23 protein-coding genes are annotated in these 26179 nt (G+C 72.6%); 15 read left to right on the forward strand and 8 right to left on the reverse strand.

The features are described 5' to 3' along the window. Positions 1–72 precede the first annotated feature (72 nt). Positions 73–474: a rhodanese-like domain-containing protein gene (locus ACLQ24_RS10570; RefSeq protein WP_355052319.1), complete on the reverse strand. Its 402-nt coding sequence runs from the start codon at positions 472–474 to the stop codon at positions 73–75. A 401-nt stretch (positions 475–875) separates the two neighbouring features. Between ACLQ24_RS10570 and ACLQ24_RS10575 the strand changes: the two genes are divergently transcribed. The 4 genes from ACLQ24_RS10575 (at position 876) to ACLQ24_RS10590 (ending at position 5021) form a co-directional block, all read left to right on the forward strand. Continuing rightward, complete coding sequence (locus ACLQ24_RS10575; RefSeq protein WP_425890791.1) at positions 876–1625, forward strand: uridine kinase family protein; 750 nt, start codon at positions 876–878, stop codon at positions 1623–1625. Between the two features lie 69 nt (positions 1626–1694). Beyond that, positions 1695–3056, forward strand: a complete 1362-nt coding sequence (locus tag ACLQ24_RS10580) for a dipeptidase (protein WP_425890858.1) — start codon at positions 1695–1697, stop codon at positions 3054–3056. Positions 3057–3133: 77 nt separating this feature from the next. Then, positions 3134–3340, forward strand: a complete 207-nt coding sequence (locus tag ACLQ24_RS10585) for a hypothetical protein (protein ID WP_030333429.1) — start codon at positions 3134–3136, stop codon at positions 3338–3340. An 88-nt stretch (positions 3341–3428) separates the two neighbouring features. Continuing rightward, positions 3429–5021 carry an ATP-dependent DNA ligase gene (locus ACLQ24_RS10590; RefSeq protein WP_425890793.1) on the forward strand — a complete coding sequence of 531 codons (1593 nt, stop codon included), beginning with the start codon at positions 3429–3431 and terminating at the stop codon, positions 5019–5021. A 22-nt stretch (positions 5022–5043) separates the two neighbouring features. On the opposite strand, the gene ACLQ24_RS10595 is transcribed toward ACLQ24_RS10590, so the two are convergent. Next, positions 5044–5865 (reverse strand): SURF1 family protein, encoded by an 822-nt coding sequence (locus tag ACLQ24_RS10595; RefSeq protein ID WP_425890795.1) that lies wholly within the window; start codon positions 5863–5865, stop codon positions 5044–5046. 173 nt (positions 5866–6038) lie between these two features. Between ACLQ24_RS10595 and ACLQ24_RS10600 the strand changes: the two genes are divergently transcribed. Both ACLQ24_RS10600 and ACLQ24_RS10605 read left to right on the forward strand, forming a co-directional pair. After that, on the forward strand, positions 6039–7436 hold the full coding sequence (locus ACLQ24_RS10600) for a cobyrinate a,c-diamide synthase (RefSeq protein ID WP_425890797.1): 1398 nt from the start codon (positions 6039–6041) through the stop codon (positions 7434–7436). Further along, positions 7433–7705, forward strand: coding sequence for a hypothetical protein (locus tag ACLQ24_RS10605; protein WP_425890798.1), 273 nt, complete (start codon positions 7433–7435; stop codon positions 7703–7705). The genes ACLQ24_RS10600 and ACLQ24_RS10605 overlap by 4 nt, the downstream gene beginning before the upstream one ends. Before the next feature lie 9 nt (positions 7706–7714). Here ACLQ24_RS10605 and ACLQ24_RS10610 read toward each other — a convergent pair whose 3' ends face one another. Continuing rightward, on the reverse strand, positions 7715–9847 hold the full coding sequence (locus ACLQ24_RS10610) for a transglycosylase domain-containing protein (RefSeq protein WP_425890800.1): 2133 nt from the start codon (positions 9845–9847) through the stop codon (positions 7715–7717). 122 nt (positions 9848–9969) lie between these two features. On the opposite strand from ACLQ24_RS10610, the gene cobC reads away from it, so the two are divergent. From cobC to cobA, 3 genes are read left to right on the forward strand one after another with little or no spacing between them, the layout of a single operon-like run. Then, positions 9970–11052: an Rv2231c family pyridoxal phosphate-dependent protein CobC gene (cobC, locus tag ACLQ24_RS10615; protein WP_425890860.1), complete on the forward strand. Its 1083-nt coding sequence runs from the start codon at positions 9970–9972 to the stop codon at positions 11050–11052. Further along, positions 11052–12131, forward strand: a complete 1080-nt coding sequence (gene cobT, locus ACLQ24_RS10620) for a nicotinate-nucleotide--dimethylbenzimidazole phosphoribosyltransferase (protein ID WP_425890862.1) — start codon at positions 11052–11054, stop codon at positions 12129–12131. Before cobC ends, cobT begins: the two co-directional genes overlap by 1 nt. 31 nt (positions 12132–12162) lie before the next feature. Then, positions 12163–13419 (forward strand): uroporphyrinogen-III C-methyltransferase, encoded by a 1257-nt coding sequence (gene cobA / locus ACLQ24_RS10625; RefSeq protein WP_425890802.1) that lies wholly within the window; start codon positions 12163–12165, stop codon positions 13417–13419. Positions 13420–13820: 401 nt separating this feature from the next. On the opposite strand, the gene otsB is transcribed toward cobA, so the two are convergent. Both otsB and ACLQ24_RS10635 read right to left on the reverse strand, forming a co-directional pair. Continuing rightward, positions 13821–16382, reverse strand: coding sequence for a trehalose-phosphatase (gene otsB, locus ACLQ24_RS10630; protein ID WP_425890864.1), 2562 nt, complete (start codon positions 16380–16382; stop codon positions 13821–13823). Between the two features lie 41 nt (positions 16383–16423). Further along, entirely contained in the window at positions 16424–17824 is a 1401-nt protein-coding gene (locus tag ACLQ24_RS10635; protein WP_425890804.1) for an alpha,alpha-trehalose-phosphate synthase (UDP-forming), read from the reverse strand. A gap of 308 nt (positions 17825–18132) precedes the next feature. Between ACLQ24_RS10635 and ettA the strand changes: the two genes are divergently transcribed. From ettA to ACLQ24_RS10655, 4 genes are all read left to right on the forward strand, one after another. Then, positions 18133–19809, forward strand: coding sequence for an energy-dependent translational throttle protein EttA (gene ettA, locus ACLQ24_RS10640; RefSeq protein ID WP_425890806.1), 1677 nt, complete (start codon positions 18133–18135; stop codon positions 19807–19809). Next, complete coding sequence (locus ACLQ24_RS10645) at positions 19802–20248, forward strand: acyl-CoA thioesterase (protein ID WP_425890808.1); 447 nt, start codon at positions 19802–19804, stop codon at positions 20246–20248. The genes ettA and ACLQ24_RS10645 overlap by 8 nt, the downstream gene beginning before the upstream one ends. Beyond that, positions 20245–20967 (forward strand): hypothetical protein, encoded by a 723-nt coding sequence (locus ACLQ24_RS10650; protein ID WP_425890809.1) that lies wholly within the window; start codon positions 20245–20247, stop codon positions 20965–20967. The genes ACLQ24_RS10645 and ACLQ24_RS10650 overlap by 4 nt, the downstream gene beginning before the upstream one ends. Positions 20968–21099: 132 nt before the next feature. Then, entirely contained in the window at positions 21100–21684 is a 585-nt protein-coding gene (locus ACLQ24_RS10655; RefSeq protein WP_425890811.1) for a YbjN domain-containing protein, read from the forward strand. A 36-nt stretch (positions 21685–21720) separates the two neighbouring features. Here ACLQ24_RS10655 and ACLQ24_RS10660 read toward each other — a convergent pair whose 3' ends face one another. The 3 genes from ACLQ24_RS10660 to ACLQ24_RS10670 all read right to left on the reverse strand — a co-directional run bounded on the left by ACLQ24_RS10660 (position 21721) and on the right by ACLQ24_RS10670 (position 24868). Further along, positions 21721–22149 carry a globin gene (locus ACLQ24_RS10660; RefSeq protein ID WP_425890812.1) on the reverse strand — a complete coding sequence of 143 codons (429 nt, stop codon included), beginning with the start codon at positions 22147–22149 and terminating at the stop codon, positions 21721–21723. A 69-nt stretch (positions 22150–22218) separates the two neighbouring features. Then, the gene (locus tag ACLQ24_RS10665; protein ID WP_425890814.1) at positions 22219–23592 is read right to left on the reverse strand and encodes an MFS transporter; all 1374 of its coding nucleotides are present in this window, start codon (positions 23590–23592) and stop codon (positions 22219–22221) included. Positions 23593–23827: 235 nt separating this feature from the next. After that, positions 23828–24868 carry a mechanosensitive ion channel family protein gene (locus ACLQ24_RS10670; protein WP_425890816.1) on the reverse strand — a complete coding sequence of 347 codons (1041 nt, stop codon included), beginning with the start codon at positions 24866–24868 and terminating at the stop codon, positions 23828–23830. 244 nt (positions 24869–25112) lie between these two features. Here ACLQ24_RS10670 and ACLQ24_RS10675 point away from each other — a divergent pair, with 244 nt between their 5' ends. Together ACLQ24_RS10675 and ACLQ24_RS10680 are read left to right on the forward strand one after the other, a co-directional pair. After that, on the forward strand, positions 25113–25346 hold the full coding sequence (locus tag ACLQ24_RS10675) for a GntR family transcriptional regulator (protein ID WP_425890866.1): 234 nt from the start codon (positions 25113–25115) through the stop codon (positions 25344–25346). A gap of 295 nt (positions 25347–25641) precedes the next feature. Beyond that, positions 25642–26178 (forward strand): HNH endonuclease, encoded by a 537-nt coding sequence (locus ACLQ24_RS10680; RefSeq protein ID WP_074313833.1) that lies wholly within the window; start codon positions 25642–25644, stop codon positions 26176–26178. The last annotated feature ends 1 nt before the right edge of the window (position 26179 follow it).

Below are 26179 nucleotides of genomic sequence, written 5' to 3' on the forward strand. Positions count from 1 at the left end.
GGATACCGCGTCACCCTGGAGAACGCGTCGTGAAGCGAACCAACCGCCTCTGACGCGAAGGGAATCTTCGCGTCAGAGGCGGATGTCGGCGGGGCGATCCGTGGTGGGCAGGCCGGCGGCCAGCCATGCGTCGACGCCGCCGATCATGTCGGTGGCTCGGCGCAGGCCGAGGGTCTGGAGGCTGGCGGCTGCCAGGCTGGAGCTGTAGCCCTGGCGGCACACCACGATGATCTCCCGGTCGTATGCGGTGGCCTCCGGGATGCGCCAGGCGCTGGCCGGGTCGAGCCGCCACTCCAACACCGTACGGTCGATGACGACCGCCCCGGGAAGGTCACCCTGTTCGCGGCGCTGCGTGTCGGTACGGGTGTCGACAAGCAGAGCGCCACCACGGACCGCCTCGACGGTCTGCTGTGGAGTCAGTCGGTGCAGCCCGGCGCGGGCCTGTTCGAGCAGGGCGTCGATGCCGGGGCTCATCACGTCTCGGAGCACCACCCGATCATGCCGACTCGGTCACCGGCCCGCGCGGCGAACGGGCCGCCCGTCACCCGTCGCCACCCCAATTCCCCCGGACGTGAGAATGGCCGTCCCAGAAGGCTCAGCCGGACGTGTCACACCGCCGAGAACAGCGTGATCGACTAGGTTTCCGTGAGGCCGGGGTGTCCCGGCCGAAAAGACACCCCGACATCCGTGAACCCAAGTCGCTCGCCCACCCCGGCCGGGGCCCGCGCGGCCCGGCCGGCCCGCCCGCCTGGCCTGGGCGCCCGGCCCGCCCGGCCCGCCCGACCCGCCCGCCCGACCCGCCCGACCCGCCCGGCCCGCCCGGCCCGCCCGGCCTGGGCGGTCCCTTGGGCCTCGGCCGGGGGCATACTGCGCTCGTGCACGAACTCGTCGGCAGGGGACCGCTCGACCGCAGGGGCCCGCAGCGGCGCGGCACCGGCACGCGTGGGGGCGGGGACGAGAATATCGACGCCGGCGGGCCGACCGGGCGTGCCGTCGCGCAGGTGGCACCGGTGGCGGTCGTCGAGGCGTACGCCGAGGTGGCGCGCCGGGTGCTCGCGGGCCCGGCGCGGTTGGGGCGGACCCGGCTGGTCGCGGTCGACGGGCCGAGCGGCGCGGGCAAGAGCCGGTTCGCGGCGCACCTCGCGGACGCCCTGGCGGCGCTGCCCGGCGGGCGGCCGCCGGTGGTGCACACCGACGATCTGCTCGACGGCTGGGACGACCAGCTCACCTTCTGGCCCCGGCTCGACGACGAGGTGCTGGCCCGGCTGCGCCGGGGGGAGCCGGGCGCGTACCGGCGGTACAGCTGGGTGCGGCGGTGCTTCCTGCCCCGCCCGGTGCCGGTGCCGGTGACGCCGGTGTTGATCGTGGAGGGGGTCAGCGCCGCGCGTGCCGTCGTCCGGCCGGAGCTGACGCTCGCCGTCTTCGTGACCGCGCCAGCGCCGCTGCGGCTGGCCCGTGCCGTCGAGCGGGACGGGCCGGAGATCATGCCGGAGCTGCGCCGCTGGCACGCCGGGGAGCGGGCGCACTTCGCCGCGGACGACACCGCCGCGCACGCCGACCTGCTGGTCGACGGCGCGCCGGTGCTGCCCCTCGACACAGCCCGCTACCTCGTGCGGGTCCGCTGAGCGGCAACGGGCTCCGCCGGCACGTCTGGGTAAGGCCGGCATACGATGCCGGTCATGACCTCACCGATCATGTCCGAGTCCGAGGTACGGGCTGCCGTCGAGCGGGAGATGCCCGGCGTGCGGGCCGACCTGGAACGCCTCGTCCGCATCCCCGGCATCGCCTTCGACGGCTTCGACCACTCGCACGTCGAGCGTTCCGCCGAGGCGGTCGCCGAGCTGCTGCGCGGCTGCGGCCTGGACGTCGACATCGTGCGTTCCGGCGGGCAGCCCGCGGTGATCGGCCGTCGCGCTGCCCCGCCCGGCGCACCCACCGTGCTGCTCTACGCCCACCACGACGTGCAGCCGATCGGTGACCGGTCGCTGTGGGAGTCCGACCCGTTCGAGCCGGTGGAGCGCGACGGCCGCCTGTACGCCCGGGGCGCGGCCGACGACAAGGCCGGCGTCATGGCGCACGTCGCGGCCCTGCGGGCGTACGGGGACGCGCTGCCGGTCGGCGTGGTGCTGTTCATCGAGGGCGAGGAGGAGTACGGCTCCGACTCGTTGGAGCGGCTGCTCGCCGAGCACCGCGACGAGATCGCCTCGGACGTCATCGTGATCGCCGACTCCGGCAACTGGGACATCGGCGTACCGGCGTTGACCACCTCGCTGCGCGGCATCGTCAACTGTTTCGTCGAGGTGCGCACGTTGGACCACGCGGTGCACAGCGGCATGTTCGGCGGCGCCGTCCCGGACGCGCTGACCGCGCTGGTCCGGCTGCTGGCGACGCTGCACGACGACGCCGGTGACGTGGCGGTGGACGGGTTGGTCGGCCGGGTGGGCGCCACGGTCGACTACCCCGAGGACCGGATGCGCGCCGAGGCCGGGCTGGCCGAGGGTGTGCAGTTCATCGGCACCGGCCGCCTCACCGACCGGCTCTGGACCAAGCCCGCCCTGGCGGTGCTCGGCATCGATGCGCCGGCCACCGGCGAGGCTCCGAACGCCCTGGTCCCGGCGGCGAAGGCGAAGCTCAGCATCCGTCTCGCCCCGGGCGACGACCCGAAGCGGGCGTACGCGGCGGTGCGCGCCCACCTGGAGAAGCACGCGCCGTGGGGCGCCCAGGTGACGGTCACCTTCGAGCACGACGGCGACCCGTGCGTGATCGACGCGTCCGGGCCGATGTTCGACGCCGCCCGCTCGGCGTTCCGTGTCGCCTGGGACGGCACCGACCCGGTGGACATCGGTGTCGGCGGTTCGATCCCGTTCATCGCCACGTTCCAGGAGATGTTCCCGCGGGCGGCGATCCTGGTGACCGGCGTGGAGGACCCGCACGCCCGCGCGCACGGCCCGAACGAGAGCCTGCACCTCGGGGAGTTCGCCAAGGTCTGCCTCGCCGAGGCGCTGCTGCTGGGCAAGGTGGCCGCGGCGGGCAAGGTGGCTGCGGCGGGCAGTTAGGTGTCGTAACGGCAACTTTGCGTCGGATCTGGGAGTTTGCGGCGTGTCGCCGGACGGGTTGGTATAGCCTTTCGAACATGAGTACGAACGAGGTGATGGCCCGGTTGGGGGCCGCCGTCAGCGCACTGGGGGACGTCGACGTCTCCGCGTGGTCCGAGGACACGCTCAACGAGCAGCTCGGTGAGCTCTCCGCCGCCCTGGTCGCCCTCGACTCGGTGCTTTCCCGGGTCGCGGGCGAGGTCCGCGCCCGAGGGTTGCGCATCGAGGAGCCCGTCTCCGCCTGATCCCCCGTCGCCCCTCGTGGGCTGCGGCGCCGCGCCGACACCGCCCGGGCACGGCAATGCCCGGGCGGTGTCGGAGGTGGCTGGCAGGATGAGCGTCGTGCGGTTCATCGACCTGGCGGCCACCTCCGCCGCCGTGGGCGCCACCAGTGGCCGGCGGGCCAAGGTGGAGCTGCTCGCCGACGCGCTGCGCCGGCTCGACCCGACCGAGGTGGAGCCCGGCGCCGGCTATCTCGCCGGTGAGCTGCGGCAACGCCAGACCGGCGTGGGCTACGCGAGCCTGCGTGACCTGCCACCGCCGGCCGCCGAGCCGACGCTGACCGTGGCCGCCGTCGACGCGGCCATCGCGCAGATCGCCGCGGTGCACGGCTCGGGCTCGCAGGCCCGCCGTCGCGCTCTGCTCGGCGCGCTCTACGCGGCGGCCACCGCCGACGAGCAACGGCTGCTCACCGGTCTGTTCGGCGGGGAGTTGCGCCAGGGCGCCCAGGCCGGGCTGCTCGCCGACGCCGTGGCCCGGGCCGCCGAGGTGCCGGTCGCCACCGTCCGTCGGGCTCTGCTGCTCGCCGGTGACCTGCGGGCCGTGGCGGTGGCCGCGTTGGCCGGGGGCGAGGCCGAGCTGGCCGGGTTCGGCCTGCGGGTCGGCCGGCCGCTGGCGCCGATGCTCGCGCAGAGCGCCCCCTCGGTCGACGAGGCGCTGGCCGCGACCGGGACGCCCGCCGTGGTCGACGTGAAGCTCGACGGCATCCGCATCCAGGTGCACCGCTCCGGCGCCGACATCGCCGTGTTCACCCGTAGCCTCGACGAGATCACCAGCAGGGTGCCCGAGGTCGTCGCGGCGGTACGCGCCCTGCCCGGCCGGGAGTTGGTGCTCGACGGCGAGGCGATCGGCCTGGACGAGACGGGTCGCCCGCTGCCGTTCCAGCAGACCTCCAGCCGGGCCGCCCGGCGCACCACACCGAGCACCACCGGCCGTACTCCCGTCGCTCCGGCGGTGCTCGCGGCCGCCGCCAGCACCGGTACGACAGTGCTCACGCCGTACTTCTTCGACCTGCTGCACCTCGACGGTGAGGATCTGATCGACCTGCCCGGCCGGGAGCGGTGGGCCGCGCTCGCCGGCGCGGTGGACGCCTCGCTGCTGGTCGGGCGGATGGAGGTCGACGGTCCGGAGCAGGCCGGCGCGGCGTTCGCCGCCGCCCTCGACGCCGGTCAGGAGGGCGTGGTGGTCAAGGCGCCGGACGCACCCTACGACGCCGGCCGCCGAGGCGCGGCCTGGGTCAAGGTCAAACCGCGACACACCCTCGACCTGGTGGTGCTCGCCGTCGAGTGGGGCAGCGGCCGGCGCAAGGGCTGGCTCTCCAACCTGCACCTCGGTGCCCGTGATCCGCGCACCGGCGATTTCGTCATGCTCGGCAAGACGTTCAAGGGGCTCACCGACGAGCTGCTGCGCTGGCAGACCGAGCGGTTCCTCGGCCTCGCCGTCGAGCGCGGCGACTGGGTGGTCCGGGTCCGCCCCGAGCAGGTCGTGGAGATCGCGTTCGACGGCGTGCAGACGAGCACCCGCTACCCGGGTGGGATGGCGCTGCGGTTCGCCCGCGTGGTGCGCTACCGGGAGGACAAGTCCGCCGCCGAAGCGGACACCATCGACGCCGTCCGCGCTATCCACGCGGGCCGTGCCACCGGCTGACACCGGCGGCACGTAAGACGGGTCAGGCGGACGCGCTCGGCGTCGGGTCGGCCGCCCGGTCCAGCGGGGCCGGCGTGCCATCGAGGCCGGCGGCCCGGCGTGCCTCACGGCGGGCCACCCAGCCGTAGCCGAAGATCGCCATCGCGGCGAAGAGCCACCACTGCACGACGTAGCCGAAGTTCTGCCAATTGTTGGTGTGCCCCACCGGAACGGCCTTGAACACCGGGTCGGCGGCCGGGGTCTGCTCGTCCAGCAGCAGATAGCCGCCGTAGACCGGATACGGCAGTTCGCGGGCCAGACGCGGTACGGCGATCCGCCGCGTCTCCAGCCGCCCGTCGCGGCGGTCCACCGCGCCGGCGCCGCTCTCGGTCTCGTGCACCCGACCGTTGACCGTGACGTCGCCGCCCGGCGGGGTGGGCACCGACGGCTGGGCGGTCGCGCCGCCCGGAGCGGGCGGGACCCAGCCCCGGTCCACCAGCAGCGCGGTGCCGTCGGCGAGGACGAGGGGGGTGAGCACCTCGAAGCCGACCCGGCTGTCGACCGTCCGGCCACGGACCAGCACGGTGTTCGACGTGTCGTACCGGCCGGTGGCGGTGATCCGGGTCCAGACCCTGTCCCTGGCGGGGGCCGGACCGGCCGTGCCGGGGCCGCCGGTCGGCGGGCGGAACGCGTCGGCCAGGGGCGCCGGGGGCATCCGCTCGCCCGCGTCGATCCGCTCGTTGATCTCGGTACGACCTCGGTAGCGGTCCAGCTGCCAGTTGCCGAGCCACACCATCACGGCGGCGGCGACCAGGGTCAGCGCGAGGGCGCCCAACCAGCGTGGGCTCAGCAGGAACCGGTACACGGCACCGAGGCTACCCGTATGACCGGGACCACTCACCGCGACCGGGCCGGGACGGTCCGCCGACCCCCGGTTGGCGGTGCTCGCCCGTCGGATCGGCCGGGTATCGTCACGCCGACGGATCGACCCCCTCGGTTGTCCGTCGCGTACCCGCCGCCGCCCGCGAGGAGTCGATGATGACCGTCGTGCCGCGCCTGGTGCTCAGCGCGCCGTCCTCCGGGCACGGAAAGAACGCGCTGGCGATCGGGCTGCTCGCCGCCCTGGCCGAGCGGGGTGTCGACGTCGCCGGGTTCAAGCTCGGCCCGGACCACGTCGACGCCGCGTACCTCGGTCTCGCCGCCGGCCGGCCCGGCCGGGTGATCGATCCCCGGCTGGTCGGCGTCGACCGGCTCGCCCCGCTGGTCGCGCACGGCGCCGCGGGCGCCGGGCTCGCCGTCGTGCAGGGCAGCATGGGCCTGTACGACTCGGTCGGTGGCCGCCCCGAGCAGGAGTCCACGGCCGCCGCGGCCGCCGCGCTGCGTAGCCCGGTGGTGCTGGTGGTCGACGTGGCCGCGATGGGCCAGTCGGTGGCCGCCCTGGTACACGGTTTCCGCTCGTACGACGAGCAGTTGTGGCTGGGCGGGGTGATCCTCAACCGGGTGGCGTCGTCACGGCACGAGGGAATGCTGCGCGAGGCGCTGGAGGACGTGGGCGTGCCCGTCTACGGCGCGCTGCGCCGCCAGGACCTGCCGGCCGTGCTGCCGTCCCGCCGGCACGGGGTGGCGCCGGTGGTCGACTCCTCGGCCGACGCAATCCGTGCCGTGCGCCGGCTCGGCGAGGCCGTCGCCGCCACGGTCGACCTGGAGCGCCTGCTCGGGCTGGCCCGTTCCGCTCCGCCGCTGCCGGCGGTGGCCTGGTCGGCGCGGGACGCGCTCGGCGAGCTGGTCGTGCCGGCGCAGCGTCCGCTGGTCGCGGTGGCGGGTGGGCCGGGTGGCAGCTTCAGCCACCCGGAGACCGCCGAGCTGCTGTCGGCGGCCGGCGCCGAGGTGGTCATCGTCGATCCGCTGCGCGACGAGGTGCTGCCCGTCGGCACCCGTGCGCTGGTCGTCGGTGGCGCGCTGCCGGAGACGTACGCCGAGCAGCTGTCGGCCAACCGCCGGCTCTGCATCGCGGTGGCCGAGTTGGCCCGCACCGGCCGGCCGGTGGTCGCGGAGGGCGCCGGCCTGCTGTGGCTGGCACGGGAGCTGGACGGACTGCCGATGTGCGGTGTGCTGGACGCGGTCGGCGCGAGCCGCGACGGTCTCGTGGTGGGCTACCGGGAGGCGACCGCCCAGACCGACAGCGTGGTCGCCGCGAACGGCACGGTCGTCGTCGGGCACAAGGAGCACCGGGCGGTGCTCACCCCGCGCGCCGGTCAGCGGCCGGCGTGGAGCTGGGACGGCGGCACGCCGGAGGGCTTCGTCTGGCGCAACGTGCACGCCTCGCAGCTCACCCCGCACTGGGCCGGGCACCCGGCGACCGCCGCCCGGGTGGTGGCCGCGGCGGTAGGCGAACCGGCAGCCGAGGCGGTGTCACCGCCGGTGGTGCCCGCGTGATCGGTCAGGTGGCGGTCCGCCGGTTTCCGGCGTTGACGGTCTCCACCCCGCGTACGGAGGTGCGCCGGCTCACCGCGGCCGACGCCTCGGCGGCCGGCGAGATCTTCGCCGACAAGCTGACCCGGCGCTGGCTGCCGCTGCCCGACGACTCCGGCCCGATCGACGGGCACGCCTGGTGCACGGACCTGGCCCGGCAACGACGCGACAGCGGCGAGGGCGACCACTACGCGGTGATCCGCCGGGAGGACCACCAGGCGGACCTGCGCTGATCCCCGCCGTCACCCGACGATGGCGTCCGACGGTGGCGTGAACTGGCGGGTCGGCGTCCCCTTCAGGCCGTCGCGCAGTGTCTGTGCCACCGCCGCGATCGGGATCTGGGACTGCCCGTCGCCGACCGCGTTGAACGGGTTGTCCGGGTCGGAGATGAAGCTCGCCGCGGCCAGTTCCGGTGTGTACCCGACGAACCAGGCCGACCGGGTGCTGTCGGTGGTACCCGTCTTGCCGGCGACCGGGCGGCCGACCGTACCCCGGACGCTGTCGGCTGTCGACCAGCCGCCGCAGCCCCCGCGTGCCGGGGTGTCGCCGGTCGGGCAGCGGGCGGCGTCGGTGGCCGCGCGGGCGGCGTCGGCGCTCACCACCTGGCGGCAGCGTGGCTTCGCCACCTCACGCTGGATGCCGCCGGGCGTGGTGTACGCGGCCGGCGTGCCGTCCCGGTTCATGATCGCCTGGACGGGTATCGCCTCGCAGTAGCGGCCGTCCGCCGCGATTGCCGCGTACGCGTTCGCCATCTCCAGCGGGGTGGCGTCGGAGACGCCCAGGGTGAACGCGCCCCACTTCTTGGCCTTGCCCGGGGATGCCTGCTCCCGGTCGACGTCGGTACGCCAGCGCAGCCCGAGCTGCTCGGCCAGCCGGACCGCCCTCTCCGCGCCCACCTTCTCCTCCAGCCACACGAAGTACGTGTTGACGGACTTGCCGAAGCCGGACCACATGGTCTGCTGGCCGGTCATCGCGGCGCTGGCGTTCGACGGCGCCCAGCCGTCGTAGACGGACGACTTGTAGCGGTACGGGGCGTTGAACGAGGTGGACAGCGTCATCCCGGAGTCCAGGGCGGCCAGCATCGGGAACATCTTGAACGTCGATCCGGCCTGGTAGCCGGGCAGGTCGCCGCCGCCGAGCAGCGGCGCCACCGTGTTCGGGTAGTTGGCCTTCACCTTCGGACCGGCCTCGGGGTTGGAGCTGGGTGGGTTGTCGGCCAGGTCCAGGGAGTAGTTCCGGTTGACCGCCATCGCCTTGACCCGTCCGGTTCCCGGCTCGGAGACCACGATGCCGTTGGCGAACGGGCTGCCGGTGCCCTCCTTGGCCCCGACGTTCTTCTCGGCCGCCTCCTGGACCTTGGGGTCGATGCTGAGCACGATCCGGTAACCGCCCCGGCGCAGCTTGTCCATCCGCTCCAGCCGGTTGCTGCCGAACGCCGGTTGCGCGCTCCACCAGTTCTTCAGGTAGTCGCAGGCGAACCCCCAGCTCTGGTACTTCTCGACGATCGAGGCGCAGTCGCTCGGCGGCGTGGTCAGCTTCAGCCGGATCGGCTCGGTCTTGGCGGCGGCGGCCGAGTCGGGGGAGAGGTAGCCGAGCTGGCTCATCCGGTCCAGCACGTAGTTACGCCGCCCGGTGGCCTCCTTCTGGTCGGAGTCCGCCGGGTCGTACTCGGAGGGGGACTTGACCAGCCCGGCGAGGGTGGCGGCCTCGACCGGGGTGAGGTCCTTCGGGGTCTTGGAGAAGAAGATTTCACTGGCCGCGTAGATGCCGTACGCCCGGTGGCCGAAGTACGCCGAGTTCAGGTAGCGCTCCATGATGTCTTCCTTGCTCATCTCCTTCTCCAGGTCCAGCGCCATACGCATCTCCTTGACCTTGCGCAGGCTGGTCTGCTGGGTGGCCTCCTGGACCTCCTTCGGGGTGGTGGCGCTGTCCCGTAGGGCCATCCGGACGTACTGCATGGTCAGCGTCGACGCGCCCTGGGAGACGCCGCTGGAGTGGGCGTTGGCCACGAAGGCGCGGGCCACGCCCTTCGGGTCGACGCCGTGGTGCTGGTAGAAGCGGGAATCCTCGGCGGCGACGATCGCCTGCTGGATGTTCGGCGACATGTCCGACAGCTTCGTGTACTGCCGGTACTCCTCGTAGAACATGGTCAGCACGGTCTTGCCGTCCGGGGCGTACAGGTAGGAGGTCTCGGCGGGCAGGGCTCTGGTCAGCAGCCTGGTCTTCTGCTCCGTGGCGTGCGCGGTGGCCTTCGCGCCGAGCCCGGTGAGGGCGACCAGCGGGTAGGCGGCGGTGGCGATCACGATGCCGGCGATGAGCCCGGCGCGCAGGAGAGGAACGAGTCGACCAGCGGCAGCAAGGGGTCGGTTGCTCACGTCGCCAAGTTATGACATTTCCGATTCGTACATGAGAAGAACTCATAAACCCGCGAGGTGGTGACATGGCTTACGCCGACATCGACTGTCCCGCCGGCCGCCTTCCCGGCAGGATCGCGGACATGCGTGATCAGCCGTGCGGGGTGCCGCCGCTCGCCGGTGCCGAGCCGGACCTGACGCACCACGGCGACGCCGAGGTCGGCGCGGGGTTGATCGACCTCGCCGTCAACGTCCGCCGGGCGCCGCTGCCGGCGTGGCTGGCCGATCCGATCGCCGCCACCCTCACCGACCTGGCCCGCTACCCGGACCCGACGCAGGCCCGCGCCGCCGTCGCCGCCCGGCACCGGCGTCACCCGGACGAGGTACTGCTCACCGCGGGCGCCGCCGAGGGCTTCGTGCTCATCGCCCAGGCGCTGCGCGGCATCCACCGGCCCGTGGTGGTGCACCCGCAGTTCACCGAGCCGGAGGCGGCGTTGCGGGCCGCCGGGCACACGGTCGAGCGGGTCCTGCTGAACCCGGCCGACGGCTTCCGCCTCGACGAGTCCCTGGTGCCCGCCGACGCGGACCTGGTGATGATCGGCAACCCGACGAATCCCACGTCGGTGCTGCACCCCGCACGGACCATCGCCGCGCTCGCCCGTCCCGGCCGGGTGCTGGTGGTCGACGAGGCGTTCGCCGACACCACGGGCGGCGCGTACACCGGCGAACCGGAGTCGCTCGCCGAACGGCGGGACCTGCCCGGCCTCCTCGTCCTGCGCAGCCTCACCAAGACCTGGGGCCTGGCCGGCCTGCGGATCGGCTACCTGCTCGGCGATGAGGCCCTGCTGTCCCGACTGGCCGCCGTCCAGCCGCTCTGGGCCGTCTCCACGCCCGCGCTGGCCGCCGCCGCGGCCTGCGCCACCCCCGTCGCGGTCGAGGCCGAACGCGCTATCGCCGCCGACCTCGCCGCCGACCGCGACCACCTGGTCGCCCGCCTGGCCGAACTGCCCGGTGTACGCGTCGCGGGCCGCCCCGCCAGCGCGTTCGTCCTGCTGCGCCTGCCCGACGCGACCCGGGTCCGGCAAGCCCTGCGCGACCGGGGCTGGGCCGTCCGCCGGGGCGACACCTTCCCCGGGCTCGGCCCGGACTGGCTGCGGGTGGCGGTACGCGACCGAAACACCACCGACGCGTTCATCGCGGTGTTACGCGAGATCATGGAGGCATGATGCTGGAGACCACGACGTCGGCGATCCGGCCACCGGACGAGGCGGCGATGGCCGCCGCCCGCGAGCTGCACGGCCGACTGACGAAGCCGGCGGGCTCGCTGGGCCTGCTGGAGGAGCTGTCGGTACGCCTCGCCGGGCTGGCAGGGGTCTGCCCGCCGCCGGTGCCCGAGCCCGCCGCCGTGGCGATCTTCGCGGGCGACCACGGGGTGCACGCCCAGGGGGTCACCCCCTGGCCGCAGGAGGTCACCGCGCAGATGATCGGCAACTTCCTGGCCGGCGGCGCGGTCGTCAACGCGTTCGCCCGGCAGGCCGGCGCGTCGGTCACCGTGGTCGACGTCGGTGTGGCCAACCCACTGCCCGTTTCCGAGCCCGCCGCCCCGGTCGACCCGTCCGCGCCCCGACTGGTCACCGCCTCCGTGCGCCGGGGCACCCGGGACCTCGCGGTGACCGCAGCCCTCACCCGGGACGAGGCGCTGGCGGCGGTGCAGACCGGCATCCGGATCGCCGACGAGCTGATTGACGCCGGGGCCGGCATCCTGCTCACCGGGGACATGGGCATCGGCAACACCACTCCGGCGGCGGCGCTGATCGCCGCGTTCACCGGCGTCGACCCGCTCGACAGCACCGGCCGGGGCACCGGGGTGGACGACCCGACGTACGCCCGCAAGGTGGCCGTGGTGCGGGCCGCGCTCGCCCGGCACACGCCCGACCCGGCCGACCCGCTGGGCGTGCTGGCGGCCGTCGGTGGCCTGGAGCACGCCGCGCTGGCCGGACTGATCCTCGCTGCGGCTGCCCGCCGTACGCCGGTCCTGCTGGACGGCGTGATCGCCGTGTCCGCCGCGCTCGCCGCCGCCGCGTTCGCGCCGGACGCGGTCGCCGCCATGGTCGCCGGGCACCGCTCGGCCGAGCCGGGCGCGACGGTGGCGCTGCGACACCTCGGCCTCGACCCGCTGATCGACCTGGGGCTGCGCCTCGGCGAGGGCACCGGCGCCCTGCTGGCGCTGCCGGTGGTCACCGGCGCCGTCCGGGTACTGCACGAGGTGGCCACCTTCGACTCCGCCGGCGTGGCCGAGAAGTGACCGCGCCCAGCGAGCGGCCCGGTGGTGCCGGGTGAGCGCCAGCCCGTACCCCCTCGGTCTGCGGCTCGACGGGCGGCGGGTGGTCGTGGTGGGCGGCGGCGCGGTCGCCACCCGGCGCGTGCCCGCGCTGCTGGACGCCGGTGCGGACGTCCTGCTGGTGGCACCGGAGCTGACCCCGGCGTTGCGCGCCCGGGTCGACGCGGGTCGGCTGCACTGGGTGCCGCGCCGGTTCGTGCCCGAGGACCTGGACGGTGCGTGGCTGGTCCAGGTCGCGATCGACGACCCGATCGCGGCGGCCTCGGTGAGCGCCGTCGCCGCCGAGCGGCGGATCTTCTGCGTCCGGGCCGACGACCGGGCGGCCGCCACCGCCTGGACGCCGGCGGTGACCCGGCAGGGCCCGGTCACCGTGGCGGTGCTCGGCGGCGGCGACCCCCGCCGGGCGATGAGCGTCCGCGACGCCATCCGTGACCTGCTCGCTGCGCGCCCGGCTTCTGCCGAGAGTGCCCCGCCGCAGAGCCGGGCTGACGCCGCAACCGACACGACAAGCGCGGCAGGTGCGACCGGCGGGCGGGTGGCTCTCGTCGGGGCGGGGCCGGGCGACCCGGAGCTGATCACCGTGCGGGGTTGGCGGCTGCTCACCGAGGCGGACGTCGTGGTCGCCGACCGGCTGGTGCCCGGACTGCTCCTGGACGAGCTACGCCCCGACGTCGAGCTGGTAGACGCTTCGAAGATTCCCTACGGCCCGTCCCGGGCCCAGGAGGAGATCAACCAGATCCTGGTCGACCGTGCGCTGGCCGGCGCTCGCGTCGTGCGGCTCAAGGGCGGCGACCCGTACGTCTTCGGTCGGGGCGGCGAGGAGCTGCTGGCCTGCGCCGCAGCCGGTGTGCCGGTGACCGTCGTCCCCGGGGTGACCAGCTCGATTGCCGCGCCGGCCGCCGCCGGCATCCCGGTCACCCACCGGGGCGTGGCGCACGAGTTCACCGTGGTCTCCGGGCACCTGGCACCCGACTCGCCGGCGTCGCTGGTGCGCTGGGACGCCCTGGCGGGCCTGCGCGGCACCCTGGTGATCCTGATGGGGCTGAAGAACCTCGCCGCCATCGCCGAGACGCTGATCGCACACGGCCGGTCGCCGCAGACGCCGGCCGCGGTCGTCCAGGAGGGCACCACAGGCGCCCAACGGACGCTGCGGTCCACGCTCGGCGCGGTGGCCGCGGAGGTGCTCGCCGCCGCCCTGCGCCCGCCCGCCGTGGTCGTTCTGGGTGACGTGGTGGGCGCGCTCGACGAGTGACGACATCCCGGGCTGCGGTGGTGCGGCGCTAGGTCGCGGTGCGGCGCTGGGTCGCGGTGCGGCGCTGGGTCGCGGTGCGGCGCTGGGTCGCGGTGCGCCGCTGGGTCGCGGTGCGCCGCGATGGGCAAGATCGCTCGGGAATCCTCGCACCGGCCCGGGGCGGGCACCCGATGACTGCGCGTCGGTCCTTTGCTCTGCTTCAACGGAGGCAACACCACGTGTCCGAGTATCGGACGGCGGGTGTTTCCCGGGTTGAAGCAGAGCAAAGGACAACCACAGCACCCTTGGCACCCGGCCGATCTCACGCTGAGCGACCTGGGGCCGGACTACGGGACTACGGGACTACGGGATCGGGGCCGGAGTAGTAAGCGCCTCCGGCCCCGATCGTCGTGCGAGTCGGCCTACTGCTTGAGCATGTTGTCCAGCAGCAGGGCACAGCGGATCAGCCCGAGGTGGCTGTACGCCTGCGGGTGGTTGCCCAGGCCGCGCTCGGCGAGCGGGTCGTACTGCTCGGGGAGCAGCCCGGTCGGGCCGGCCGTGAGCACCATCTGCGCGAACAGCTCCTCGGCGTCGGTGCGGCGACCGGTGCGCAGGTACGCCTCGATCAGCCACGCCGTGCAGATGTGGAAACCGCCCTCGCGGCCCGGCAGGCCGTCGTCCCAGTGGTACCGGTAGACGACCGGGCCGCTGCGCAGATCAGCCTCGATCTTCAGGACCGTGGACAGGAAGCGCGGGTCGTCACCCGGGAGCAGGCCGGAGAGGCCGATCCAGAGCGACGAGGCGTCCATGTCCTCGTCCCCGTACGCGACGCTGTACGCCTCGACGTCGTCGTGCCAGCCGTGCTCCAGCACGTTGGCGCCGATCCGGTCGCGCAGGTCCTTCCAATCGGCCCGGTCCTCGCCGCCGTGCTGACGCATCACGTGCAGCGCCCGGTCGACGGTCATCCAGCACATCACCTTGGAGAAGACGTGGTGCCGGGGTGGCAGCCGCGCCTCCCAGATGCCGTGGTCGGGCTCGTGCCAACGGCGGCGGACCGCCTCGACCATGTTCTCCAGGACCCGCCACTCGTCGTCGCGGACCGAGCCGCGCGCGTCGGCGACCGCCGCGATCAGATCCGCGATGGGGCCGAACACGTCGAGCTGGAGCTGGTGGTTGGCCAGGTTGCCGACCCGGACCGGCCGGGAGCCGGCGTACCCGGGCAGCGTGTCGATGACCGCCTCGGCGCCCAGCTCGTACCCGTCGATGGTGTAGAGCGGGTGCAGCCGCTCCGGGTGGCCACCGGTGCGTTCGATGCAGCCGTCCACCCAGCGCAGGAACGCCTCGGCCTCCTCGATGGAGCCGAGGTCGACGAGCGAGCGGGCGGTCAGCGCCGCGTCGCGCAGCCAGCAGTAGCGGTAGTCCCAGTTGCGGACGCCGCCCAGCTCCTCCGGCAGGGAGGTGGTGGCCGCGGCGAGGATCGAGCCGGTGGTCTCGTGGCAGAGCCCGCGCAGGGTGAGGGCGCTGCGCGCGACCAGGTCACGCGAGGTGGACGGCAGCCGCAGCGAGGCCACCCAGTCCTTCCACGGCTGCTCGGCCGCGGCCTGCCGCTCGTGGATCGGCACCCGGTGGTGCTCCAGGCTGTGCGTGCCGAAGCGCAGCTCCAACACGACCTGCCCACCCGCGGCGGAGAGGTCGACGACCGCCTTGGCGGTCTCGTACCCACCGTCGTTGTTGACCTGCCACTCCACCCCGGGGGAGTAGAGGGCGACCGGTTCGTTCGAGCCGAGCACCAGCAGGCCGTCGCCGACCGGCTGCAACTGCACGGCCACCTGGCCGAACTCGGGGCGCGGCGCGAACTCCACCCGGACCCGGCCGTTGCCGCTGAGTACCCGGACCAGGGTCGAGTCGCCGGTCACCACCGCCGGGCCGTCCGGCGTCGTCTCGCGTGCCGGCTTGTCCAGCCAGTCCGTGACGGTGAGCCCGGACCACCGGGTTTCGACGGTCATGGTGCCGGAGCGGTAGCGCTGGCCCAGCGGAATGCCCCCACGCTCCGGGTTGATGCTGAAGTGACCGGCCGGGCTGCCGCCGACCAGGTCGGCGAAGATCGCCGCCGAGTCCGGCTTGGGGTGGCAGAGCCAGCTGACCTTCGCCTCGGGGGTGAGCAGCGCGACGGTACGACCGTTGGCCAGCATGGAGTGCCGCTCGATCGGCACCGCCCGCTCGCCGAACAGCCAGTGCCGGCGGGTCTCCAGCAGCAGCCCGAGCGCGCGGGCGGCCTCGATGGGCTCGGCCACCCGGAAGCCGGCCTTGGTCTCACCTAGGCCGATCTTGATGCCCAGGTCCGGCCCGTGCAGGTTGCCGAAGGCGTTCTCATCGGTGACGTCGTCGCCGATGAAGAGCACCGCGCTGGCCGAGAGCTGAGTCCGTAGCTGGTCGACGGCCGTGCCCTTGTGGGTGGCCACCACGGACAGCTCGATGACCTCCTTGCCCTGCGTCACCGTGACGCCGTCGAAGGTGGCCGGGCCGTTACGGACGGCCTCGATGGCCGCGGCGGCGACCTGGGGGTCGACGCCACGGGTGTGCACCGCGACGCTGGCCGGCTTGCGTTCGAGCCGGATGCCCGGGTGCTCGGCGGCGATCTCGCGCAGCGCGTTGCGCACCTGGGTGCGTACGGCGACCAGCTCGGGGGAGAGGCGCTCGACGAAGCCGATGTCGAACTCGGAGCCGTGGCTGCCGACGAGGTGCACCTCGCTGGGCAGCCGGGAGAGCGCGGCCAGGTCCCGCAGAGCGCGGCCGGAGACCACGGCCACGCTCGTCTGCGGCAGGGCGGCGAGCGCGCGGATCGCGGCCACCGACTCCGGCAGCGGTACGGCGGTGCTGGGGTCCTCCACGATCGGCGCGAGTGTGCCGTCGTAGTCGCAGGCGATCAGGAGCTGCGGAACCCGGGCGATCCGGCCGATGGCGGATCGCAGCTCGGGGTCCATCACCCCGGTGGCGATCGCCGTTCCGTCGTTGACGGCCGTGTTCACGCGGCCTCCGCCTCGGTAACTCCCAGTTCGGAGAGGAAAGATTTGGCCCAGTGCCCCACGTCGTGGGTACGCAGGTGACGTTGCATTGTCCGCATCCGGCGGCGTGCCTCGGTTTTCTCCACGTGCACGGCCCGGAGCAGGGCGTCCTTGACCGCGTCCGGGTCGTGCGGGTTACATAGGAATGCCTGGCGCAGCTCCGTTGCGGCGCCGGCGAACTCGCTGAGCACGAGCGCACCGCCCTGGTCGGCACGGGATGCGACGTACTCCTTGGCCACGAGATTCATGCCGTCTCGCAGCGGGGTCACCATCATCACGTCCGCAGCAACATACATCGCGGCCAGTTCACTGCGACTGTACGACTGATGGAGGTAATGCACGGCAGGCACGCCGACTCGGCCGAATTCGCCATTGATCCGACCAACCTCGCGCTCGACCTTGACCCGAAGTGCCTGGTAGTGCTCGACGCGCTCGCGGCTCGGCGTGGCCACCTGCACCATAACGGCGTCCGGAACTGTCAACTTCCCGTCAGCGAGCAACTCGCGGAACGCCTTCAGGCGCAACTCGATGCCCTTGGTGTAGTCGAGCCGGTCCACGCCCAGGATTATCGTCTTCGGGTCGCCCAGCTCGGCGCGGATCTGCTTGGCCCGGGCCTGGATCGCCGGGTCGGCGGCCATCCGTTCCATCTCCTGCGTGTCGATGGAGATGGGGAAGGCACCCGCCTTCACCTGCCGACCGTCGACCTGGATCATCTGACCCTCGTAGCGGAGCCCCAGCAGGTGCCGGGCCAGCCGGACGAAGTTCTGGGCGGCCAGCCGCTGCTGGAAGCCCACCAGGTCCGCGCCGAGCAGGCCGCGCAGCAGTTCGGTGCGGAACGGCATCTGCATGAACAGCTCGATCGGCGGGAACGGGATGTGCAGGAAGAAGCCGATCCGCAGGTCCGGGCGTAGCTCGCGGAGCATCGCCGGCACCAGCTGGAGCTGGTAGTCCTGCACCCAGACCGTCGCGCCCTCGGCCGCCACGTCGGCTGCGGCCTCCGCGAACCGGGCGTTGACCAGGCGGTACGCCTCGCGCCAGCGACGCTTGTACGCGGGTGTCTCCACCGCGTCGTGGTAGAGGGGCCAGATCGTCGCGTTGGACTGGCCCTCGTAGTAGCGCTCCAACTCCTCGGCGCTCAGCGGGACCGGGTGCAGCCGGATGCCCTCCAGGTCGAACGGCTCGGGCGCGGCGCCGGTGCCGCCGGCCCAGCCGACCCAGGTGCCCTGGTGCTCGGCGAGTACGGGATGCAGCGCGGTGACGAGCCCGCCGGGGCTGCGTCGCCACTGCCGTCCCTCGGGGGTGCTCACCTCGTCGACCGGCAGACGGTTCGCCACTACGACAAAGGAGCTACGGACGGTCACGATCGGCCACCTCCGGGTACTGACGGGTCCACCGCGATGAGCGTACTGAGCGTAGCTGCGGTGTCTGGGCCCCCGCGCCGGAGTCTCCTACCCGCCTCGCGTACGGCGAATCTTAGAGGTGATCTTGTCGGCAGCGTGCCGCGGCCTACTCCTCGGGCGGGGTGATGTGGGCGAAGCGCGTCGTACCTGTCAGGATTGACGATGGCGTGCGCGCGGCCGGCTCCCGGCCGGCGGCGGCGGGCGGAGGTCTCAGCTCGCGCCGCGCCGCCCACTCAGGCGACAGCAAACCGACGGAGGTAGCCCGCACCGTGGCCCAGTACATCTACGTCCTGGAAAAGGCGCGCAAGGCGCACGGCGACAAGGTCGTGCTCGACAACGTCACGTTGAGCTTCCTGCCGGGGGCCAAGATCGGTGTGCTCGGTCCGAACGGCGCCGGCAAGTCCAGCCTCCTCAAGATCATGGCAGGGCTGGACAAGCCGAGTAACGGCGAGGCCCGACTCATGCCCGGCTACACCGTCGGCATGCTCGCCCAGGAGCCCCCGCTCAACGAGGCCAAGACCGTGCTCGGCAACGTCGAGGAGGCGGTCGCCGAGACCAAGGCCAAGCTGGAGCGGTTCAACAAGATCGCCGAGCAGATGGCGACCGACTACTCCGACGAGCTGATGGAGGAGATGGGCAAGCTCCAGGAGGAGCTGGACCACCTCGACGCCTGGGACGTCGACTCCAAGCTCGAACTGGCCATGGACGCGCTGCGGTGCCCGCCGCCGGACGCCGACGTGACGCAGCTCTCCGGTGGTGAGCGCCGCCGGGTCGCGCTCTGCAAGCTGCTGCTGGAGGCGCCCGACCTGCTGCTGCTCGACGAGCCCACCAACCACCTGGACGCGGAGAGCGTCTCCTGGCTGGAGCAGCACCTGGCGAAGTACGCCGGCACCGTCATGGCGATCACCCACGACCGGTACTTCCTCGACAACGTGGCCAACTGGATCCTCGAGCTGGACCGCGGCCGGGCGTACCCGTACGAGGGCAACTACTCCACCTACCTGGAGAAGAAGGCTGCCCGGCTGGCCGTCGAGGGCCGCCGCGACGCCAAGATGAAGAAGCGCCTCACCGAGGAGCTGGAGTGGGTCCGCTCCAACGCCAAGGCCCGGCAGACCAAGTCCAAGGCCCGCCTCGACCGGTACGACGAGATGGCCACCGAGGCGGAGAAGACCCGCAAGCTGGACTTCGAGGAGATCCAGATTCCGCCGGGCCCCCGCCTGGGCAGCACGGTCATCGAGGCGAACCACCTCACCAAGGGCTTCGGCGACCGGGTGCTCATCGACGACCTGTCGTTCTCGCTGCCGCGTAACGGCATCGTCGGCATCATCGGCCCCAACGGCGTCGGTAAGACCACGCTCTTCAAGACCATCGTCGGGCTGGAGCAGCCGACCGACGGGTCGGTCCGGGTCGGTGAGACGGTCTCGCTGTCGTACGTCGACCAGAACCGCGAGGGCCTCAACGGCGACAAGACCGTCTGGGAGGTCGTCTCCGACGGACTGGACTACCTGATGGTGGGCAAGGTCGAGATGCCGTCGCGGGCGTACATCGCCGCATTCGGCTTCAAGGGCCCGGACCAGCAGAAGCCGACCAAGGTGCTCTCCGGCGGCGAGCGCAACCGGCTCAACCTGGCGCTGACCCTGAAGATCGGCGGCAACGTCATCCTGCTCGACGAGCCGACGAACGACCTGGACGTCGAGACGCTGTCCAGCCTGGAGAACGCCCTCCTGGAGTTCCCCGGCTGCGCCGTGGTCATCTCCCACGACCGGATGTTCCTGGACCGCGTCGCCACGCACATCCTGGCCTGGGAGGGCGACGACCAGGACCCGTCCAGGTGGTTCTGGTTCGAGGGCAACTTCGAGGCGTACGAGAAGAACAAGATCGACCGCCTCGGCGCGGAGGCCGCCCGACCGCACCGGGTGACCTACCGCAAGCTGACCCGTGACTGACCGCTTCGTCTACCACTGCACGCTGCGCTGGTCCGACCTGGACGCGTACGGCCACGTCAACAACTCGCGCTTCCTCACGCTGTACGAGGAGGCGCGGGTGGCGTTGATGTTCGCCGGCGGCCGGGCCTGGGGAGTGGGCTCGTTCGCCGACGGGGTGGTGATCCGCCGGCACGAGGTCGACTACCTGCGCCCGGTCGACTACGCGCTGGGTCGGGCCACCGCGGAGGCCGCGCCTACGGTGCGCATCGAGCTGTGGGTGGAGGAGATCAAGGCGTCCCGGTTCACCGTCGCCTACGAGCTGTACGACGGTGACGTGCTGGCCAGCCGCGCCCGCTCGGTGCTGGTGCCGTTCGACCTGACCCGCCAGGTGCCCCGGCGGATCACCGTCGAGGAGCGGGACTTCCTGCTCACGTACGCCCCGCAGGGTGGTGGGGCGTGACGCGGCCGGAAACGGACCGGGTGGCGGCGTCGCCGTCCGGCCACGGTCTGACCGGAGTGGCCGACGCGGGCGCCTTCCTGGCCCGGTTGGTCCGGCTGGACGCGACGGCGCCGGTACGGCTGCGGCCTGCCGGCGCTCCCGGCCGGGTCGTCCTGTGGGCCCGGCTGCCGTGGGAGGTGCTGGTCGCCTCCACGGTGGCCGGCGACACCGTCGGAGACGTCACCGTGGGCGCGGCCGACCTGCTGGCCGAGCTGGGACGCGGCGGTGCGGCGTTGCCGGAGCGCCGGGACGCGCAGTGGCGCTGGCCCCTGCCGCCGTCGCGCAGCGAGCCGGTAGAGGTGCTGCCCAGCGTCGAGGTGCGCCGGATCGCCGACGCGGCGGCGGGCACCCTGCGCACGGCGAGCGTCCAGGGGGTGGCGGGCCGCGCGGTGGGCCAGCGGGCGCTGCGTGACGCGCTGCTCGACCACGTGGCCGTGGTGGTCACGCCGGACGATCCGCCGGGCCCGGCGGTCCAGGTGCCGCAGCGGCTGGTGCAGGGGTTGGTCCGGATGGGCTTCCTTGGCGCGGTCGACGACCCGACCGGCCCTTCGGCGCGCGCCGGGGTGCGGGTACGGGTCGCCGGCCGCTGGGTGGGCCTGGTGGGACCATACGGAGCGGCCTGGTTGCAGAAGACCATGGATCTTGCCGTGACCCCCCTCACTGCTCGTCCGAACGGATGAACACCGCTCATTCTTCTGGGCCGGTGGGGTCGTTGGGGGGGTGCTTCAACTCGGCTGTCCGGGTACCGTCCATCCTCGGATCCAACGCACCGTAGGCGGCTGGATCCGCTGGGGAGTGAGGTGCGACGAGCGATGCCGTGGTGGTCATGGCGCCCCGGTCCCGCCGACGGCGGTGATCCGGAAACCCGAAGCGGGATCACAGTGGAGAGCGCGGTCCGGGTCGGGCCGCCGAGTCCTCGCCAGCCGGGAGACGACTGCCCGGGCAGCGACCGACCTGTACTGACCGAGATGGCGGCCACCATCGAGCCGGTGAGCCTGCGCCGGGTCTGTGACGCACTCGACCTGCTCGACGTGCGTTACCTGGCCGACGGCGACGGCAACCTGCTGGCCATGTGGGAGCGGCACGCCGTGCTGGTGACCCTCGAGGGCCCGGAGGACGAGATCCTGGTGATGCGGGCCCGTCCGCACGCCACCGTCCCGCCGGACTGGGCCGACCGGGCCTACCGGGTGGTCAACGAGTGGAACCACACCCGCCGCTTCTGCAAGGCGTACATCGGCGACCCGACCGAGCGCGGGCAGCTGCCGATCTACGCCGAGCTGCAGGTGCCCCTCGGCGCCGGCACCCACGACGCCCTGTTGGTCGAGATGCTCGACTGCGGCGCGGCGGTGGCCACCAGCTTCGTGGACTGGCTGCACGACGAGGGCGCGCTGCTCTGAGGCGGTCCGCAGCCCGGGCGCCGGGTGCGCGCCCCGTCAGGCGCGCTCGGCCGGGTCCTCCATGGCGTTGACCATGAAGTACGCGGCCCGCTCCAGGTAGTCCCAGAGGGCGACGGCGAGCTGCGGTTCCAGGTCGAGCCGGTCCACCGCCGCGCGCATGTGCCGCAGCCAGGCGTCACGCTCGGCCACGCCGATCCGGAACGGGGCGTGCCGCATCCGCAGCCGCGGGTGCCCGCGCTGCGCGGAGTACGTGTTGGGCCCACCCCAGTACTGCATGAGGAACAGGGTCAACCGGTCAGCCGCCGGGCCCAGGTCCTCCTCCGGATACATCGGTCGCAGCAGTGGATCGTTGGCGACGCCGACGTAGAACTCGTCCACCAGCCTGCGGAAGGTGGGTTCGCCGCCGACCGCTTCGAAGAGGGTCATCGACGCATCGGGACGGCCGGATTCACCTGCGGGGTTCACCGTTCCATCCTGCCAGGTGCCTCGGCCGTCGACCCGACCCGGAGGCCGTGCGCCGGCTCACGCCGCGGATCAGGTCACCGCGTGCCGGCGGCGGCCCTCGGCGGGTCGCGGCTCGGCTGGCTTTTTGCTGACGGCGACGCCGCCCGCCTCGCGGGTCGGCGCGATGTTGGCCGCCGAGGCTGCCGCTATCGCCGCGTCCACCGTCTGCTTGTCCGGCCAACGCAGGGCGGCGATCGTCATCAGCAGCACGCCGGCCGCGCTCCAGACGCCGACCACCACCGGAATGGGGAACCGTTCGGCGAGCAGTCCGGTAATCAGCACCGCGAGCCCTTGGATGACCTGGACACCGGTGGCCATCACGCCGAACCCGCGAGCCCGGAACCCGTTCGGCAACGCCTGGACGAACAGCCCGTTGGCCATCGGGAGCATGCCGGCGACCGCGAACCCGCACAGGGCGGCCAGCAGCGCCACCACCGGCGGTGGCGGATCGAGCAGCGCCGGCACCAGCACCAGCGGGGCGAACACCGCGAGCGGTCGCATCAGAGTCAGCCGGCGGGCCGGACCGCACAGCCGGCTCACCAGCAGTCCGCCGAGGACGAAGCCCACCGGACTGGCGACCATGATCACCGCCTGCGTCGTACCCGCCGCCATGTCGCTCTGGGCATCCTTGTTGGCCCAGGCGGCGGCCAGCCCCTCCGGGACGATCGAGAAGAGCATCGCGCTGAACACCAGCACCGCGATGGCCCGCAGCACCGGTGTACGGAAGACGATTCCGAAGCCCTGGGCGGTCTCCCGCAGCAGGTGGCTGCGGTGGGCGGTGGACATCGCGGCCGCGCGATTCCGGACACCGAAGCGCAGCAGCAGCGCCGAGAAGCCGAAGGTCGCCGCGTTGAACAGCAGCGCGACGGTCGGGTCGATCGAGGCGACGGCGGCGCCGAACAGGTAGCCGACGACCTGTGCGGCCTGCCCGATACTGCTGTTCAGCGACAGGCCGACCACCAGCCGGTCTCCGGCGAGGATCTGCGGCATCAGCGCGGACTTCGCCGCCTGGCTGGGCGGGTTGGCCAGCGTGGTGGTGAAGAGGAGCACCAGCAGCACCGCGACCGGCAGGCCGGGGAGGGCGATGAGCACCATCAGCACCATCCGGATGACGTCACACGCCACCATCACCCGCCGGTATGGGTGCCGCTCGGCCAGCGCGGCGAGCAGCGGGCCACCGAGCAGCCACGGCAGGTAGCTCACCGCGAACGCGGCGGCAGAGAGCGCGACGGACCTGGTCTGCTGGTAGACGAGGAGGGTCACGGCGGCCTTGGCGACGTAGTCACCGATCCAGGACAGGGTCCCGGCCGTGAAGACAGCCCGAAATTCACGTTGGGCAAGCACTTCGTGAAAAGTGGCCGGACCTTCCACGGAAGGTCGCTCGTCGGGCACCGTCGCCTCCATCGGCCCCCGGGTGCGGCTGCTTGTGGCCGCCGGACCGGGAACACTCGTCAGATCTGCGGATCAGCGAGGATGTGACCGCGCTCCAGCGGGAACGCGTGCTTCGGGATTCTGCCCGATCGTCTGACAACTAGCCAGGGCGAACGGATCGTTCGTCGCATCCCCGACTGAACGAACGGACGATACCCCAGGGGCCGGGCGGACCGCGACCCGTGTATTGCCGGCCAGTGTCACCAGGTCAGGTGGCCCCACCCTGACCGGTCTCACCCTCGGGCAGGGACCGGCTCGGCACACCGTGATAGATGCGGGCGGCGGCGATCTGCGCGGTGATCCCCGAATTCTCCAGCGCCTCCGCCAGTCTGCGACGCAGTTCCCGGCCCACCGCGAACTGGCCGTCGGCGGTCGTCTTGACCACCGTGCGGATCACGGCGCCGTCCACCGTTATCTGCTCGACGCCCAGCACCTCTGGCGCCTCCACGATCTCGGGCGACAGCTCCGGGTCCACCGCCACCGAGGCGGCGGCCGTACGCAGCACCGCGTTGGCCTCCTCCGTACCGCTGAAGCCGATCGGCAGGTCCACCACCACCAGGGCCCAGCCCTGGCTCTTGTTGCCCACCCGGATGATCTCGCCGTTGCGGATGTACCAGAGCACGCCGCGTCCGTCCCGGACCGTGGTGACCCGTAGCCCGACCGCCTCCACGACGCCCGTCGCCTCGCCCAGGTCGACGTTGTCGCCCACGCCGTACTGGTCCTCGATGAGCATGAAGAGCCCGGCGATCAGGTCCTTGACCAGGCTCTGCGCGCCGAAGCCCAGCGCGACACCGGCGATGCCGGCGCTGGCCAGCAGCGGCGCCAGGTCGAAGCTGAACTCACGCAGGATCATCAACAGCGCGATGCCGAAGACGAACGCCGTGGTCAGGCTGCGCAGCACCGAACCGATCGCCTCGGCCCGCTGCCGCCGCCGCTCCGGCACGAACTCGGCCGGGTCGACCGCGGCGGTGGGCACCCGCTCGCGCAGCGGGCGCAGCAGCGTCGGCACCGCGCCGTCGGTGGTCGTCCGGACCAGCCGGTCGATCGTCCGGTGCAGCGCCCAGCGGGCCACCATCGCCAGCGCCAGGATCAGCAGGACCCGCAGCGGCTTGAGCAGGATCCAGTAGCTGCCCTCGGCGAACCACGCCGAGTCGGTGATCCCGTAGATCCACTCGCAGGAGGTGCTGCCCTGACAGTTCACCGACACGGCGTCGGACAGGGCAAGGGGCGTCACGCTGGCGGCACTCACCCTGTCTTCGTACCGCACGACCTCGGACCGGCAGCCGCCGACCCACCAGCCGGGTGAGATACGTCCGAGCACCGGGTCGGACCGGGGCGAACCGGCCATCGTGACAGGTGCGGGAAAGAGCTTCATATCCGACCCCGGATTAGGTGACTGGTGTTAAACGGGCGAATCACGTTCCGTGTTGGCAAAACACGGCTGTGCTGGTCGCTGGCCGCCGTACTACGTCCGACGAGACCCGGATGCGCAAATCGATCACGGCGCACCACTGCCGCCCTACCGCCAACTGGCCGGGTTCCTCGCGGCCCGGGTCCAGCGCGGAGACTGGCAACCCAACCGGGCGATCCCGTCCGAGGCGCACCTCGTGCAGGAGTACGGCGTCGCTCGCGCAACCGTGCGACGCGCGATCGCCGTCCTGGTTGATCAGGGTGTGCTGTTCGTAGTTCCGCAAAGAGGCACGTTCGTCAAGCCCAGCGGTCAATGATCTTCGATCACTTGCATGATCATCGGGCACAGACTCGGCACAACTGAGGTCGGCAAGGGCTGTAGAACACCGTCATGCAACGAAAGCGCCCGCCCAGGTCGGAACGGCGATTCGCCCCGATGGGGGTGATCCCGTTACCAGAAGCAAGATTAGTACGTGCAATCCGGGGTCCGATCAGGGACTATTGGCGCAACGGACGTCGGTGATCGAACGGGCGTCGACGGTGCGGGTCCCCATGCCCAACTCCGGTCGGCGGCGGGTTCGCAGCAGCCGCTGAACCGGGAGGGTGAGCGCGATGCCTGACATACGACCCACGGTGGGCTCCGGCGCGCTGGTTCTCAACGCCACCTACGAGCCCCTGTGTGTCGTGTCCGTGCGTCGCGCCGCGATCCTCGTCCTCTCCGCCAAGGCTGTCTGTGTCGCCGACGGCGACGGCATCCTGCACAGCGCCAGGGACGCCCTGCCGGTGCCGTCGGTCGTGCGGCTGACCCGCTTCGTCCGAGTGCCCTACCGCACCCACGTCGGTCTGTCCCGCCGCGCGATCTTCGCCCGGGACGGCTGGCGGTGCGCCTACTGCCGGGGGCCGGCGGAGACCATCGACCACGTCTTCCCGCGTAGCCGGGGTGGCCGGCACGCCTGGGAGAACGTGGTCGCCGCGTGCGCACGGTGCAACCACACCAAGGGCGACAAGACCCCGGCGGAGCTGGGCTGGCGGCTGCACGCCCTGCCGGCCGCGCCGAAGGGCACCGCGTGGCGGGTCCTCGGGCACCGCGCTCCGGACCCGCGCTGGGCCGACTGGCTCGACCTGCGCGAGCCCGAAGCGGCAGCCTGAC

The organism is Micromonospora sp. DT4 (genome assembly GCF_049841675.1).
GTDB lineage: Bacteria > Actinomycetota > Actinomycetes > Mycobacteriales > Micromonosporaceae > Micromonospora.